We start from the raw sequence: 13,396 nt of genomic DNA on the forward strand, positions 1-13,396 counted from the left end.
GTCAGAAACCTGCGGGGGTGCGGAGGTGGAAATCGGTGGCCAACTGATAGCGGTGCGCCGCGTTGAGCAGTTTGGCCTCCTGCAGGTAGTTGCCGATCAGTTGCAGGCCCACAGGCATGCCGCCTTCGCCGAAACCCACCGGCAGGCTCAGGCCTGGCAGACCCGCGAGCGAGGCGGGCAGGGTGTAGATGTCGGCCAGGTAATCGGCCACCGGGTCGTCGCCATGACCGCCGATCTGCCAGGCCACGCTGGGCGCGGCGGGCCCGGCGATCACATCGCACTGCTGGAACGCGTTCTGGAAATCGTCGGCGAGCATGCGGCGGATCTTTTGCGCCTGCAGGTAGTAGGCGTCGTAATAACCGTGGCTCAGCACATAGGTGCCGATCATGATGCGGCGCTGCACTTCCTCGCCGAAGCCTTGGCTGCGACTCTTCTTGTACATGTCGAGCAGATCGGTGTAGTCCTTGGCGCGGTGGCCGAACTTCACGCCGTCAAAGCGCGAGAGGTTGGAGCTGGCCTCGGCCGGGGCGATGATGTAGTACACCGGGATGGCCAGCTCGGTGCGCGGCAGCGAGATCTCGACCAGCTTGGCGCCGAGTTGTTCGTACTGCTGGAGCGCCGCGTCGATGGCGGCGCGCACGTCGGCGGCGAGGCCCGCGCCGAAGAATTCCTTCGGGATGCCGATGCGCAAACCATCGAGCTTGTCGTTCAGGCTGCGGCTGAAATCCTCGGCCGGCAGGTCGAGCGAGGTGGAGTCGCGGTCCAGGTCCGGCCCGCACAGGGCCGAGAGCAGCAGGGCGCAGTCCTCGGCGGAGCGCGCCATCGGCCCGGCCTGGTCCAGGCTGGAGGCGTAGGCAATCATGCCGTAGCGGCTGGCGCGGCCGTAGGTGGGCTTGATGCCGGTGATGCCGCAGAAGCTGGCGGGCTGGCGGATGGAGCCGCCCGTGTCCGTGCCGGTGGCGGCGGGCGCCAGGCGTGCCGCGATGGCTGCGGCGCTGCCGCCGGAGGAACCGCCGGGCACGCGGGCCGGGTTCCACGGGTTTTTCACCGGCGTTGGGGCGGACTGGCCCACGGCGGGCACGGCGACCGCCTCGTTGGACGAGCCCATGGCGAATTCATCGCAGCTGAGCTTGCCCAGCGTGACGGCGCCGGCGCCAGGGCCTTGGTCCGGCGCGCCCTGGCCCAGCCTGGCGACCACGGTGGCGTCGAAGGGCGAGCGGTAGCCGGCCAGCATCTGGCTGCCCGCGGTGCTCGGGAAGTCTCGCGTCACGAAGATGTCCTTGTGCGCGATCGGCACGCCCAGCAGGGGCGCGGTGTCACCGGCCGCCAGTCGCGCGTCGGCGGCGCGGGCCTGGGCCAGCGTGGCCTCTTCATCCAGCGCCAGGAAAGCGGCCAAGCCTTGGTGCGTGTGGATGCGTTTCAGGAAATGCTGGGCCGCCTCGGTGGCGGACACCTTTTTCTGACGCAGTTGCGCGGCCAGCTCGGCCACGCTGAGTTGATGGAGATCGGTACCGGTCATGTCTGATCGAAAGCCAAGAGGGGGTGAAGACGGATGCGGGGAACTTCGTGGAGTCGGCGTTGCCGTTCCACGGGTGTTGCCCCCTGATTAGGAAAGAGCGTGGCGCCCAAGGAGGCGCGGAGCCTGGAGTTGCGCAACCGCATCACTCAATGACCTTGGGAACCAGGAACAGCCCCCGCTCCACGGCCGGGGCGCTGCGCTGGTTGGCCTCGCGCTGATTGGTCTCGCTGGCGCGGTCGTCGCGCAAGCGCAGGGCCGCCTGCGCGGCCTCGGCCTGCCGACCCGCGGCATGGTAGGCGGCGGCCATGGTCGGGTGCGACAAAGGTTCGATGCCGGTGGTGTCCACCGCGCGCATCTGCTCGACGATGGCGAAGAACCCGTTGATGCGTTCGCGCATGCGTTCGCCCTCGGCGGGGCTCAGTTCCAGCCGGGCCAGGCTGGCGATGCGCGTGATGTCGGCGGAAGTCAGGGACATGGCGAAAACCGTGTTGAGGCAGAAGGATGGCAGGGCGGTTGCCGGAGCGCCTGGGTGCACAGGCCGGTTGCTTGCGCATCCAAGAGGTGGTTGGCAGGCTTGAAACCGCGTGTAAGCGGTGTAATTCCTGGGCTCTTCCTCGTTCCGGCGGGCCTGGCGCAGCCTGGGCGCGCACAGGGGATGGGGTATTATCCCGCCTTCAAGGACACCCGCGGCACCCAAAGGATAGAGCAATGTTTGAAGCGTTTCGCCAGTATTTCTCGACCGACTTGGCGATCGATCTGGGCACAGCCAACACGCTGATCTACGCCCGCGACAAAGGGCTGGTGCTCAACGAACCCTCGGTGGTGGCGATTCGCCACGAAGGCGGCCCCCAGGGCAAGAAGTCCATCCAGGCGGTGGGCCACGAAGCCAAGTCCATGCTGGGCAAGGTGCCGGGCAACATCGAGGCCATCCGCCCCATGAAGGACGGCGTGATCGCCGACTTCACCGTCACCGAGCAGATGCTCAAGCAGTTCATCCGCATGGTGCACCCGCGCAGCATGTTCAAGCCCAGCCCGCGCATCATCATCTGCGTGCCCTGCGGCTCGACCCAGGTGGAGCGCCGTGCCATCCGCGAATCGGCCCTGGGCGCGGGCGCGTCCGAGGTCTACCTGATCGAGGAACCCATGGCCGCCGCCATCGGCGCGGGCCTGCCCGTGTCCGAGGCCTCCGGCTCCATGGTCGTGGACATCGGCGGCGGCACGACCGAAGTCGGCGTGATCTCCCTGGGCGGCATGGTCTACAAGGGCTCGGTTCGCGTGGGTGGCGACAAGTTCGACGAAGCCATCATCAACTACATCCGCCGCAACTACGGCATGCTGATTGGCGAGCCCACCGCTGAAGCCATCAAAAAGGACATCGGCTCCGCCTTCCCCGGCAGCGAGGTGCGCGAGATGGAAGTGCGCGGCCGCAACCTGTCTGAGGGTGTGCCGCGTGCGTTCACGATTTCCAGCAACGAAATCCTGGAAGCGCTCACCGATCCGCTGAACAACGTGGTGTCCGCCGTCAAGAACGCGCTGGAACAGACCCCGCCCGAACTCGGTGCCGACATCGCCGACCGCGGCATGATGCTGACCGGTGGTGGCGCGCTGCTGCGTGACCTGGACCGCCTGCTCTCCGAGGAAACCGGCCTGCCCGTGCTGGTGGCCGAGGACCCGCTGACCTGCGTGGTGCGCGGTTGCGGCATCGCCCTGGAACGCATGGACCACCTGGGCGCCATCTTCACCAACGAGTAAGCCGGACTCATCACACCCGTCTGACTCGCGGGACAAAGGCCGCACACACCTATGGCGCTCGGTACGCTGGACAGATCGCCACCGCCCTTCTTCCGCCAAGGCGCTTCTGCACTTTCTCGGCTTTTGTTGGCCGGTGCGCTGTCGCTCTTCCTGATGGTGGCGGACACCCGCTTCCAAATCACCGGTCCTTTGCGCACGGTGATCTCCGCCGTGGTCTATCCCTTGCAATGGGCGCTGCAGCAGCCGGTGCAATGGAGCCGCAACCTTTATGAAGCGGCGCAAGACCTGCGTTATGCCCGTGACCTTGCCGCGCACAGCCAGGAGCTGCTGCGCCAGCAGACGCCGCGCGTGCTGAACTATGAGCAGCTGGCGCTCGAAAACGAGCAGTTGCGCCGTTTGCTTGATCTGCGGCCGCGCTTGTCCACGGCCAGCCAGGCCGCCCAGGTGCTCTACGATGCTGCCGATCCCTACGTGCATCGCGTGGTCATCGACCGCGGCTTGGTGCACGGCGTCAGCCCCGGTGCCCCAGTCATTGATGATTCCGGCTTGCTGGGCCAGGTGACTCGGGTGCACGCGGCCCTGTCCGAGGTCACCCTGGTCATCGACGCCGCGCAGGCCACCCCCATCGTCAACACACGCACCGGCGTGCGCGCCGTGGTGTTCGGCGAGCCCGATCTGCATGGCGGTCGGCTTGAGCTGCGCTACATGGCTGTCGATGCCGATGTGCAACCGGGCGACCTGCTGGTGACCAGCGGCATCGACGGCGTTTACCCCGCGGGCCTGCCGGTGGCGCGTGTCAGCCGGGTGGAGCGCCGCCCCGCAGCGGCTTTTGCGCAGATCTTCTGTGAACCCCAGGCGCGGGTGGACGGGGCCAGCCAGGTCCTGGTGCTCGAGTCCCTGGCGGGTCGGGTGCCGCCGCGGCCCGCAACAACCGCGCCCGCGCCGGGCACACCACGCAAAGGGGGCGGATGATGCTCAACGTAGGCCAACAACTGCTGCTGCCTGCCAAGCCGACCTTCATTTGGGGCAGCCTGGTGGGCGCCCTGGCCCTGGGCATGATGGGCAATTTCGTGCTCTGGGGCCGCGCGCCTTGGGCGCCGGATCTGCTGGCCCTGACGCTGGTCTTCTGGGGCGTGCATCAACCCCGTCGGGTGGGCATGACGGGTGCCTTTCTATTTGGCTTGCTGATGGACGTGCACCAAGGCAGTGTGCTGGGTCAGCATGCGCTGGCTTACTCGGTGCTGAGTTTCTTCGCCATCGCCGTGCACCGGCGCATTCTGTGGTTCCCCGTGTCTGGGCAAGCCCTGCAGGTGCTGCCCATCTTGGCGGCGGCGCACCTCGTCACCTTGGCGGTGCGCATGATGCTGGGGGGCGAGTTCCCGGGGTGGTCCATGTTCCTGGCGCCCTTGATCGAGGCCTTGCTGTGGCCGGTCGCCACCCTGCTGCTGCTGCTGCCGCAACGCCGCGCACCCGATCCGGATGCCAATCGGCCACTGTGACGCCATGACCTCCCTCCGTGCCCACCCCGCATGCATCGCCGCCGCACGTCCTGCGCGAGCGTGGCGCATTGCTCGCGCCTGGGGCGGCCAGGTGACGTTGAGCCCGCGTCAGTGTCGTTCCTCCTGAATGGGTGAGTCATGGCGTTGACCGAGCTGCGCAACGTCGAAGCGGACCTGCACCGCTTCCGCAACCGCGCCCTGGTGCTCGCGGGGGTGATCGCGGTTTGCTTCCTGCTGCTGATGGTGCGGCTGGTGTACTTGCAGGTGTTCCGCCATGCCGAGTTGCAGGCCCAGGCGGAGGTAAACCGCACCACCATCGTTCCGCTGACGCCCGCGCGCGGTCTGATCCTGGACCGCAACGGCATTCCGCTGGCCACCAACTATTCGGCCTACACCCTGGAAATCACACCCGCCCAGGTGGATGACCTGCCCAAGACCATCGACGAACTCGCACAGTTGGTCGACATTTCCCCGCGCGACCGTCAACGCTTTCGCCGCCTGATGCAGGAAAGCCGGGGGGTTGAATCCCTGCCCATCCGCATCCGCCTGACCGACGAAGAGGTGGCACGCTTCACCGTGCAGCGTTACCGCTTCAAGGGCGTCGAGTTGCGCGCGCGCCTGCTGCGCAATTACCCCTGGGGAGAATTGGGCAGCCACGTCGTGGGTTATATCGGGCGCATCAACACCAGCGAGAAGCGCCGCATCGAAGCCTGGCCCGCCGAAGAGCAGGCCAACTACCGTGGCACTGACTACATCGGCAAGCTCGGGGTGGAGCAAAGCTTTGAAAAGCAGTTGCACGGCCAGACGGGTTTCGAGCGCATCGAAACCTCGGCGGGCGGCGTCATCATGCGCACGCTGGCCACCAAGCCCGACAAGCCGGGTGACAACGTGCTGCTGTCCATCGACATCAAGCTCCAGCACTTGGTCGAGCAGATGTTTGGCGACCGGCGTGGCGCGTTGGTGGCGATGGACCCCAACAACGGTGAGATCCTGGCCTTTGTTTCCAAGCCGACCTTCGATCCCAACATCTTCGTCGAAGGTGTGGACCAGGAATCCTGGCAGGAGTTGAACGAGTCCATCGAGAAGCCCTTGCTCAACCGCGCCTTGCGGGGCATCTACCCGCCTGGCTCGACCTACAAGCCCTTCATGGCCTTGGCCGCCTTGGAGCTGGGCAAGCGTGAAGCTGGCACGACCATCTTGGACACGGGGTCCTGGACCCTGGGCGGTCACACCTACCGCAGCCACGGAGACTTCGGCTTGGGCGTGGTGGACCTGTACCGCAGCATCGTCAAGTCCAGCAATGTGTATTACTACGCCTTGGCCAATGACCTGGGCGTGGAAGCCATCCACGACTTCATGAAGCCCCTGGGCTTCGGCCAGATCACGGGCATCGACATCCAAGGCGAGGTGCGCGGTGTGTTGCCGAACCAAGATTGGAAGCGCCGCGCCTTCAAGCAACCCAATCTGCAGCGCTGGTTCGCTGGTGAGACGATTTCGCTGGGCATCGGCCAGGGCTACAACACATTCACGATGTTGCAGCTGGCCACGGCCACGGCCACGCTGGCCAACAATGGCTTGCGTCAGCGCCCGCACCTGGTCATCGGCACGCAGGACCCGCAGACCTTGCGCATGCACGAAACCGCCAAGACGCCGCCCCAGAGCCTTGGCTACAACCCGCAGAACCTGGAGGCGGTGCGCCGCGCCCTGGTGGGTGTGACGCAAGAAGGCACCTCGGCCCGTTCTTTCGCGGGCGCCAAGTACCTCAGCGCGGGCAAGACCGGCACGGCCCAGGCCGTGACGATCAGCCAGAAAGAAAAATACGACGCCCGCAAACTGGAAGAACACCAGCGTGACCACGCCCTGTACATGGCTTTCGCCCCGGCCGACGAGCCTCGCATCGCCGTGGCGCTGGTGGTCGAGAACGCGGGCTGGGGTGCGGAGCAAGCCGCGCCCATCGCCCGCCGCGTGTTCGATTACTGGCTGCTGGGCCAGTATCCCAGCGTGGAGGATCTGTACGCCGTGAGCCAGGGCCTGGCTGCGTATCCGATAGGCCGCCCGCGCCTCGCCGCCGAGGTGGCTTGGCCACCGCGCAGCATCGACGACGAGGTCAAGGCCCTGGGGGGCTTGAAGCGCGCCTGGTTCCAGAAGCCCCCCGCGCCCTCGCCGCAAGAGCGCCGCGAATCGGTGCTGACCGAGGTGACCGGTCCGGGGCAGGCTGCTCAGCCCGTTCAGACCCAGGTGCCGCAGCCCGAGCCAGCGCCTGCCGTCCCCGCACCGGAAGTCTTCACCAACAGCCCTGGCGCGCAATAAGCAGCGAGTCCACCCGGGGCAGTGGCTGGGCCCGTGCCGAGCCCGAGCCGCCTGATACGGGATGGGTTCACGCGCCTGGGGCGCGTTGTGAGCGGCTTGTGATCAGGCCCTGTCAGGGCCAGAAGGCGTCGCGCCCCGTCTTGAGGATCAGTGCCAGCACGACCAGGATGAACACGCCGCGCACGAAACCCGCGCCATGCTTGAGTGCCAGCCGCGTGCCCAGCAGGCTCCCCGCCACGTTGGCCAAAGCCAGCACCAGCGCGACATGCCACCAGACATGGCCTTGCAGGCCAAACAGCACGATGGCCGCCACGTTGCTGCAGACGTTGAGCAACTTGGCGTGGGCCGAGGCGTGCAGGAAGTCATACCCCAGCAGGCGCACCATCAGGAAGATGAAGAAGCTGCCGGTGCCAGGCCCGAAGAGGCCGTCGTAGAAACCGATCAGCAGACCGATGCTGCCCGCCACCACGGCCTCGGCGCGCCCCGCGTAGCGCGGCGCGTGCGCCCGGCCCAAGTCCTTGCGGGCCAGGGTGTAGATCAGCACGACCAGCAGCACCAAGGGCAACAGCTTGCGCAGGAACGCGGTGGGGATTTGCGTGACCAGCCAAGCCCCTAGGAAGGAACCGGTCAACGTCAGCGCCATCGCGGGGAGCAGGGCGGGCCAGCGCAGCTCGACCCGGCGCGCGTACTGCGTCGCCGAGAACGTGGTGCCCCAAACCGAGGCCGATTTGTTGGTGCCGAACAAGGTGGCGGCGTTGGCGCCCGGGTAGGTGGCGAACAAGGCGGGCACCAGAATGAGGCCGCCGCCACCGACGATGGCGTCCACGAAGCCGGCCAGCAGCGAGGCCAGCGAGACAAACAACAATTCCATGGGAAAAATGTAACAAGCGTCGCCCTGGTGGCCGAGGCCGACGGGCAGGAAGGGGAGGTGTGGAGCGAGGGCCTGGTGAGGCGTGACAAGACAGCCAGCAATAAAAAAGCACCGGGCTTGCGCGCGGTGCTTTTGCAGAGCCATCTGCTATGGATGGTAACTTTATTTTGTTTTCTAGTTCAAGAAGCCAGTGTCGTCCTCGGTTCCTCGCGTCTGCGGCAGCTCGTCTGCCGCACCTTGAGTGCTGTGACTGTATGCCCGGGCACCATTTGAGGGCATCGGGATTTTCCCGTGCGCGTGTTTGCCCTAGCCCCGCCCGGTTATGGGCCTTGGCGCTGACCCCGGCGCAGCAATTCGGCCAGGCGCTCAGCAATCATCAGCGTGGGCGCGTTGGTGTTCCCGCTGGTGATGAGGGGCATCACGCCCGCGTCGGCGATGCGCAAGCCCGTGACGCCGCGCACGCGCAACTCCGCGTCCACCACGGCCATCGGGTCGGCCTCCAGGCCTTCCACGCGCCCCATCTTGGTCGTGCCCACGGGGTGGAAGATGGTGGTGGCGATGTCCCCCGCGAGGCGCGCCAGGTCCTGATCGCTCTGGTCCGGACCACTGGGTGGTAGACCGGGCTTCCATTCCTCGGGCTGGTAAGGCGCGAGTGCGGGTTGCGCCACGATGCGCCGGGTCACCCGCAGTGATTCGGCGGCGACTTGCCGATCTTCCGGCGTGGACAGGTAGTTGGGCGCGATGGCCGGGGCGTCCTCGAAACGGGGGCTGCGGATGCGCACCGTGCCCCGGCTGGTCGGCTGCAGATTGCAGACGCTGGCGGTGAACGCGTTGAAGCCGTGCAGGGGTTCGCCGAAGGCGTCCAAGGACAGCGGCTGCACGTGGTACTCCAGGTTCGGGCGAGCCAGCCCGGGGCGGCTGCGTGTGAAGGCGCCCAGCTGGCTCGGGGCCATGCTCATCGGTCCAGTGCGGCGCAAGGCGTATTCCAGCCCGATCTTGAATTGGCCCCAGGCGCTGTCGGCCAAGGTGTTGAGCGTGAGACCGCGCCGGTCCTTCGCGCCCTTGACCTTGTAGACCGCGCGGATCTGCAGGTGGTCCTGCAGGTTGGCGCCGACGCCCGGAATGTCCCGTAGCACGGGCACGCCGTGTTCTTGCAGCAGCGCACCGGGGCCCAGGCCGGAGAGCTGCAGGATCTGCGGCGTACCAATGCTGCCCGCGCACAAGATGACCTCGCCGGTACCGTCCTGGGGCAGCCGGGCGGTGAGCTGCTCGTGCCCAGTCCAGACTTCCGCGCCTGTGCAGCGCGGCCGGCCATCGGTGCCTTCTTCGAACAGAAGGCGCGAGACTTGGGCCGAGGTCCACAGCTCGAAGTTCGGGCGTGCATAACAAGTGGGCCGCAGAAACGCTTTGGCCGTGTTCCAGCGCAGGCCGTTCTTCTGATTGACCTCGAAATAGCCAACGCCTTCGTTGTTGCCTCGGTTGAAGTCTTCGGTGGCGGGAATGCCCGCCTGCTCGGCCGCCCGTGCGAAGGCGTCCAGCACCTCCCAGTGCAGGCGCTGCTTGTCCACGCGCCATTCGCCGCCGACGCCATGGAAGGCCGCGAAGGCCGGGTCTGGCGCATGGGTTTCGTTCTTCTCGACTTGGCCCGCAGGCTCGCCTCGGTAGTGGTCTTCATGCCGCTTGAAGAAGGGCAGCACCTGCTCCCAACCCCAGCGCATGTCGCCCGTCAGTTGCGCCCACTGGTCGTAGTCTTGGGCCTGACCGCGCATGTAAATCATGCCGTTGATGCTGGAGCTGCCACCCAGCACCTTGCCGCGCGGGTAGCGCAGCGCCCGGCCATTGAGTCCGGCATCCGGCTCGGTCTGGTAGAGCCAGTCGGTGCGCGGGTTGCCGATGCAATGCAGGTAGCCGACCGGTATGTGGATCCAGTGGTAGTCGTCCTTGCGGCCAGCCTCGATCAGCAGCACGCGCTTGGATGGGTCAGCGCTCAAGCGATTGGCGAGCAAACTGCCCGCCGTGCCCGCGCCGACGATGATGAAGTCGAACGTTGTCTCGCTCATGGATGTTGTTGTTGGAATCAATGTTCAGAAGGGCAGCCAGCGGAAAAGGTCGCCAAAGCCGCGCGCCAGGACGGCCGTGGGTAGGGGCTGGCCCAGCGCGGTCAGCGCCGTCTGGTAGTCAACCCAGCGCCGGTGGGCGAGTGCCTGCAGCGTGGGCGTGCCCCTTTGGTGGGCCCATTGTTGCAGCTCCTGCCAACTTGCCAGCGTCGGCACGCTGCTGAGCCTGACCAGGCGCGTCGATCCGAACAGGTACCAGCGCCAAGTGGCTGACCGTCGCGCAAAGGCCCAGGCCAGCAGCGGCGCGGCGATGTAGAAACAACCCGGCAGAAGGAAGAACGGCAGCCAATTGCCCCACAGCACGGAGATCAAGGGTGCGCAAAGCAGGAGGCCCACCAGCCAGAGCGGTGCCAGCACACGGTAAAGCCCTAGGCGTGCCGCATAGTCCGCGGCGTCGGGTATCCGCTGGCCAAAAGCTTCACGTTCCAAGCGGTCTATCCATGCAAGGCGCTCGGCCTCGGTCGACACGGTCATGGGCGGGTCAGCAACACTGTGGAGTTCGCTCATGGGCGGTGCTTGCGCGGGTCGTGCATGACTAGAATGAACTGGATCATACGCATTGCACTGGACGGTCATGAGCAAGAAGAGGCCCGCAGTGGTTTGCCCCGCATCGGTCCAAGGCCCCGCTTTCCCATGAATCGGCGACGCTTCATCACAACCTTCGGCGCGTTTACCGTGGCGGCGGGTTTGCCTCGGTTCGCGATGGGCCAAGCCGCGTCGCTCGACGTGCCTTCCCTGAAAGCGGGCTACGCGCTGCGCCTCAAGAAGCTGCTCGCAGCCGGGGCCTTGCCTTACATCGACATCGAAAGCTCTTGCAATTCGACGAAGATTGACGTGCAGGCCGTCGCCAAAGCGATGGACGAGTTGAACATCGGCTTGATGGCGCTGTCCGCCGACATCGGCAAAAACCGCTTTGCAGACGGTGTTCGCTACGATGACCTCTCGCAACGACTGCTGGCCAGTTTTCCGGACCGCTTCATTCCCATCGGCAATGGCGGGCAGCCCCCCGCGCTGACGGATGCGCCCGGCGAATTCCTGGATGCGCAGGAGCAAGCGGCGCGCGATGGGAAAATCCTGCTGTTGGGCGAATACGAGTTTCGCCATTACCCGTCACCCCGGCAAGCCAAGCGTGAACCCGAAGAGCGTGACGTCGATATTCCTCTGGACGGGCTGGAGGGCCACCGCTTGTTCCGTCTGAGCGAGGCGACCGGCCTGCCTTTCCAGATTCACTACGAGATCGAGGACGTCTTGCTCCCGACGCTCGAAAAGATGCTGGCGCAGTATCCCGGCGCCCGAGTGGTGTGGTGTCATCTCGCGCAGGTTCGTTACCTGGAGCGTGCCTCGCGTTATTCACCCACGTATGTCGAAGGCTTGATCCAGCGCTTCCCCGGGCTGTGCTTCGACACCGCGTTTGGCGACGGTGCCTCGGTGTATCCGCCGAGCGGGCAAAAGCATGCGCGCATCTGGAATGGCGAAGCTCTCAAGAAGGAATGGCGCGATCTGATCGTCGCGCACCCTCGGCGATTCCTGTCCGCCCTCGATCTGGGGCAGGACCGCATGCATCGCATGCATGAATACGACGCCAAGCACCGGCGCTTCCTGGCTCAACTGCCCGAGGAAGTCCGGCACCAGGTGGCCTGGCGCAACGCCTGGCGCTTGATGTTTGGCGAGGAGTTCGGCTGAGGCGACGAACCGGCGCAGACCTTGCGCTGCTGGCTTACTTGCTTGTCGGCATCACAAACTCGGCCCCCTTGCCGATGCTCTCGGGCCAGCGCTGCATCACGCTCTTTTGCTTCGTGTAGAAGCGCACGCCTTCCTCGCCATAGGCGTGCATGTCGCCGAAGAGGCTCTTCTTCCAGCCGCCAAAACCGTGCCAGGCCATGGGTACCGGAATCGGCACGTTGATGCCCACCATGCCCACCTGGATACGGCGCGCGAATTCACGCGCGGCGTTGCCATCGCGCGTGTAGCAAGACACCCCGTTGCCGAATTCGTGGCCGTTGATGAGTTGCACGGCGCTGGCGAAATCGGGCACGCGCACGCAGGAGAGCACCGGGCCGAAGATTTCTTCTTTGTAGATCTTCATCTCGGGCGTCACGTGGTCGAACAGCGTGCCGCCCAGCCAGAAGCCCTGGTCGCAGCCCGCGCCAGCTTGGGCGCCCGGAAAGCCACGGCCGTCCACCAGCAGCTGGGCGCCTTCCTTCGCGCCCTGTTCGATGTAGCCGGTGATGCGTTGCCGCGCCGCTTCGGTGACGATGGGGCCCATCTCGGCGGCGAGGTTCATGCCGTCCAGCACCTTGAGCGCCCTCGTGCGCTCGATCAGCTTGGGGATGACTTTGTCCGCCACGTCGCCCACCAGCACCGCCACCGAGATCGCCATGCAGCGCTCACCGGCCGAGCCGTAGGCCGCGCCGATCAAGCCGTCCACCGCCTGGTCCAGGTCCGCGTCGGGCATGACGACCATGTGGTTCTTCGCGCCGCCCAAGGCCTGAACGCGTTTGCCGTTGCGCGCGCCGGTCTCATAGATGCTGTTGGCCACCGGCGTGGAACCGACAAAGCTCACGGCCTTCACGTCGGGGTGGGCCAGCAGCGCGTCCACCGCGCCTTTGTCGCCCTGCACCACGTTGAACACGCCGTCGGGCAGGCCAGCTTGTTTCAGCAGTTCGGCCATGCGCAGGCTGGGGCTGGGGTCCAGCGGGCTGGGCTTGAGCACGAAGGTGTTGCCACAGGCGATGGCCACGGGGAACATCCACATGGGCACCATGACCGGGAAGTTGAAGGGCGTGATGCCCGCCACCACGCCCAAAGGCTGGCGCATCGTCCAGTTGTCCATGCCGGTCGAGACCTGCTCGGTGTAGTCGCCCTTGAGCAGTTGCGGGATGCCGGTGGCGAACTCCACGATCTCGATGCCCCGTGTCACTTCGCCTTGCGCATCGGTGAACACCTTGCCGTGTTCGGCGGTGATCAGGCGCGCCAGTTCGTCGCGGTGTTGGTTCAGCAGTTCGAGGAATTTGAAGAGGATGCGCGCGCGGCGCAGCGGCGAGGTGTCGGCCCAAGCCGGGAAGGCGGCCTGCGCGGCGGCCACGGCGGCATCGACCTCGGCGCTGGATGCCAAGGCCACCTGACCGGTGACCGCGCCCGTGGCCGGGTTGGTCACGTCTTGCTGGCGGCCGGAGGTGCCAGGCCGAACCTGGCCAGCGATGTAGTGCCCGATGGGGGCGAGGGTGCGAGCGTTCATGGCGGGGCCTCCGTGGCAAGCCGAGGTGGGTGAAGAATGCGGCGCAGTCTAGGCCGCGCCAAGGCGCTTGAGAAGGTCGGAAATCTGACC

Annotated in this window: 11 protein-coding genes; 5 read left to right on the top strand and 6 right to left on the bottom strand. The window is 66.1% G+C overall.

Features of this window, described 5'->3' with window-relative positions; all coding sequences use genetic code 11:
• Nucleotide 1: 1 nt before the first annotated feature.
• Together gatA and gatC are read right to left on the bottom strand one after the other, a co-directional pair.
• A complete protein-coding gene (gene gatA, locus ACLBKS_RS10295; RefSeq protein ID WP_410192709.1) occupies nucleotides 2-1,519 on the bottom strand; it encodes an Asp-tRNA(Asn)/Glu-tRNA(Gln) amidotransferase subunit GatA in 1,518 nt (505 codons plus the stop codon).
• Between the two features lie 142 nt (nucleotides 1,520-1,661).
• Nucleotides 1,662-1,994 carry an Asp-tRNA(Asn)/Glu-tRNA(Gln) amidotransferase subunit GatC gene (gatC, locus tag ACLBKS_RS10300; RefSeq protein ID WP_410192710.1) on the bottom strand — a complete coding sequence of 111 codons (333 nt, stop codon included), beginning with the start codon at nucleotides 1,992-1,994 and terminating at the stop codon, nucleotides 1,662-1,664.
• Between the two features lie 233 nt (nucleotides 1,995-2,227).
• Here gatC and ACLBKS_RS10305 point away from each other — a divergent pair, with 233 nt between their 5' ends.
• The 4 genes from ACLBKS_RS10305 to mrdA all read left to right on the top strand — a co-directional run bounded on the left by ACLBKS_RS10305 (nucleotide 2,228) and on the right by mrdA (nucleotide 7,080).
• A complete protein-coding gene (locus ACLBKS_RS10305; RefSeq protein WP_410192711.1) occupies nucleotides 2,228-3,271 on the top strand; it encodes a rod shape-determining protein in 1,044 nt (347 codons plus the stop codon).
• Between the two features lie 51 nt (nucleotides 3,272-3,322).
• Complete coding sequence (gene mreC, locus ACLBKS_RS10310) at nucleotides 3,323-4,243, top strand: rod shape-determining protein MreC (RefSeq protein ID WP_410192712.1); 921 nt, start codon at nucleotides 3,323-3,325, stop codon at nucleotides 4,241-4,243.
• Nucleotides 4,240-4,770, top strand: a complete 531-nt coding sequence (gene mreD / locus ACLBKS_RS10315) for a rod shape-determining protein MreD (protein ID WP_410192713.1) — start codon at nucleotides 4,240-4,242, stop codon at nucleotides 4,768-4,770. The genes mreC and mreD overlap by 4 nt, the downstream gene beginning before the upstream one ends.
• Before the next feature lie 138 nt (nucleotides 4,771-4,908).
• On the top strand, nucleotides 4,909-7,080 hold the full coding sequence (gene mrdA, locus ACLBKS_RS10320; RefSeq protein ID WP_410192714.1) for a penicillin-binding protein 2: 2,172 nt from the start codon (nucleotides 4,909-4,911) through the stop codon (nucleotides 7,078-7,080).
• A 112-nt stretch (nucleotides 7,081-7,192) separates the two neighbouring features.
• On the opposite strand, the gene ACLBKS_RS10325 is transcribed toward mrdA, so the two are convergent.
• From ACLBKS_RS10325 to ACLBKS_RS10335, 3 genes are all read right to left on the bottom strand, one after another.
• On the bottom strand, nucleotides 7,193-7,951 hold the full coding sequence (locus tag ACLBKS_RS10325) for a sulfite exporter TauE/SafE family protein (protein WP_410192715.1): 759 nt from the start codon (nucleotides 7,949-7,951) through the stop codon (nucleotides 7,193-7,195).
• A gap of 320 nt (nucleotides 7,952-8,271) precedes the next feature.
• Nucleotides 8,272-10,011, bottom strand: coding sequence for a GMC family oxidoreductase (locus ACLBKS_RS10330; protein ID WP_410192716.1), 1,740 nt, complete (start codon nucleotides 10,009-10,011; stop codon nucleotides 8,272-8,274).
• A gap of 24 nt (nucleotides 10,012-10,035) precedes the next feature.
• Nucleotides 10,036-10,575 carry a hypothetical protein gene (locus tag ACLBKS_RS10335; protein WP_410192717.1) on the bottom strand — a complete coding sequence of 180 codons (540 nt, stop codon included), beginning with the start codon at nucleotides 10,573-10,575 and terminating at the stop codon, nucleotides 10,036-10,038.
• A gap of 126 nt (nucleotides 10,576-10,701) precedes the next feature.
• Between ACLBKS_RS10335 and ACLBKS_RS10340 the strand changes: the two genes are divergently transcribed.
• Nucleotides 10,702-11,751: an amidohydrolase family protein gene (locus ACLBKS_RS10340; RefSeq protein ID WP_410192718.1), complete on the top strand. Its 1,050-nt coding sequence runs from the start codon at nucleotides 10,702-10,704 to the stop codon at nucleotides 11,749-11,751.
• A 34-nt stretch (nucleotides 11,752-11,785) separates the two neighbouring features.
• Here ACLBKS_RS10340 and ACLBKS_RS10345 read toward each other — a convergent pair whose 3' ends face one another.
• Nucleotides 11,786-13,306, bottom strand: coding sequence for a CoA-acylating methylmalonate-semialdehyde dehydrogenase (locus ACLBKS_RS10345; RefSeq protein ID WP_410192719.1), 1,521 nt, complete (start codon nucleotides 13,304-13,306; stop codon nucleotides 11,786-11,788).
• Between the last annotated feature and the right edge of the window lie 90 nt (nucleotides 13,307-13,396).

The organism is Hylemonella sp. W303a, from assembly GCF_046452315.1.
Taxonomy (GTDB): domain Bacteria; phylum Pseudomonadota; class Gammaproteobacteria; order Burkholderiales; family Burkholderiaceae_C; genus Hylemonella.

Bases quoted from the DNA above. Each gene is read 5' to 3' on its own strand.
- gatA (WP_410192709.1), bottom strand. From the start codon at position 1,519: ATGACCGGTACCGATCTCCATCAACTCAGCGTGGCCGAGCTGGCCGCG.
- gatC (WP_410192710.1), bottom strand. From the start codon at position 1,994: ATGTCCCTGACTTCCGCCGACATCACGCGCATCGCCAGCCTGGCCCGG.
- ACLBKS_RS10305 (WP_410192711.1), top strand. From the start codon at position 2,228: ATGTTTGAAGCGTTTCGCCAGTATTTCTCGACCGACTTGGCGATCGAT.
- mreC (WP_410192712.1), top strand. From the start codon at position 3,323: ATGGCGCTCGGTACGCTGGACAGATCGCCACCGCCCTTCTTCCGCCAA.
- mreD (WP_410192713.1), top strand. From the start codon at position 4,240: ATGATGCTCAACGTAGGCCAACAACTGCTGCTGCCTGCCAAGCCGACC.
- mrdA (WP_410192714.1), top strand. From the start codon at position 4,909: ATGGCGTTGACCGAGCTGCGCAACGTCGAAGCGGACCTGCACCGCTTC.
- ACLBKS_RS10325 (WP_410192715.1), bottom strand. From the start codon at position 7,951: ATGGAATTGTTGTTTGTCTCGCTGGCCTCGCTGCTGGCCGGCTTCGTG.
- ACLBKS_RS10330 (WP_410192716.1), bottom strand. From the start codon at position 10,011: ATGAGCGAGACAACGTTCGACTTCATCATCGTCGGCGCGGGCACGGCG.
- ACLBKS_RS10335 (WP_410192717.1), bottom strand. From the start codon at position 10,575: ATGAGCGAACTCCACAGTGTTGCTGACCCGCCCATGACCGTGTCGACC.
- ACLBKS_RS10340 (WP_410192718.1), top strand. From the start codon at position 10,702: ATGAATCGGCGACGCTTCATCACAACCTTCGGCGCGTTTACCGTGGCG.
- ACLBKS_RS10345 (WP_410192719.1), bottom strand. From the start codon at position 13,306: ATGAACGCTCGCACCCTCGCCCCCATCGGGCACTACATCGCTGGCCAG.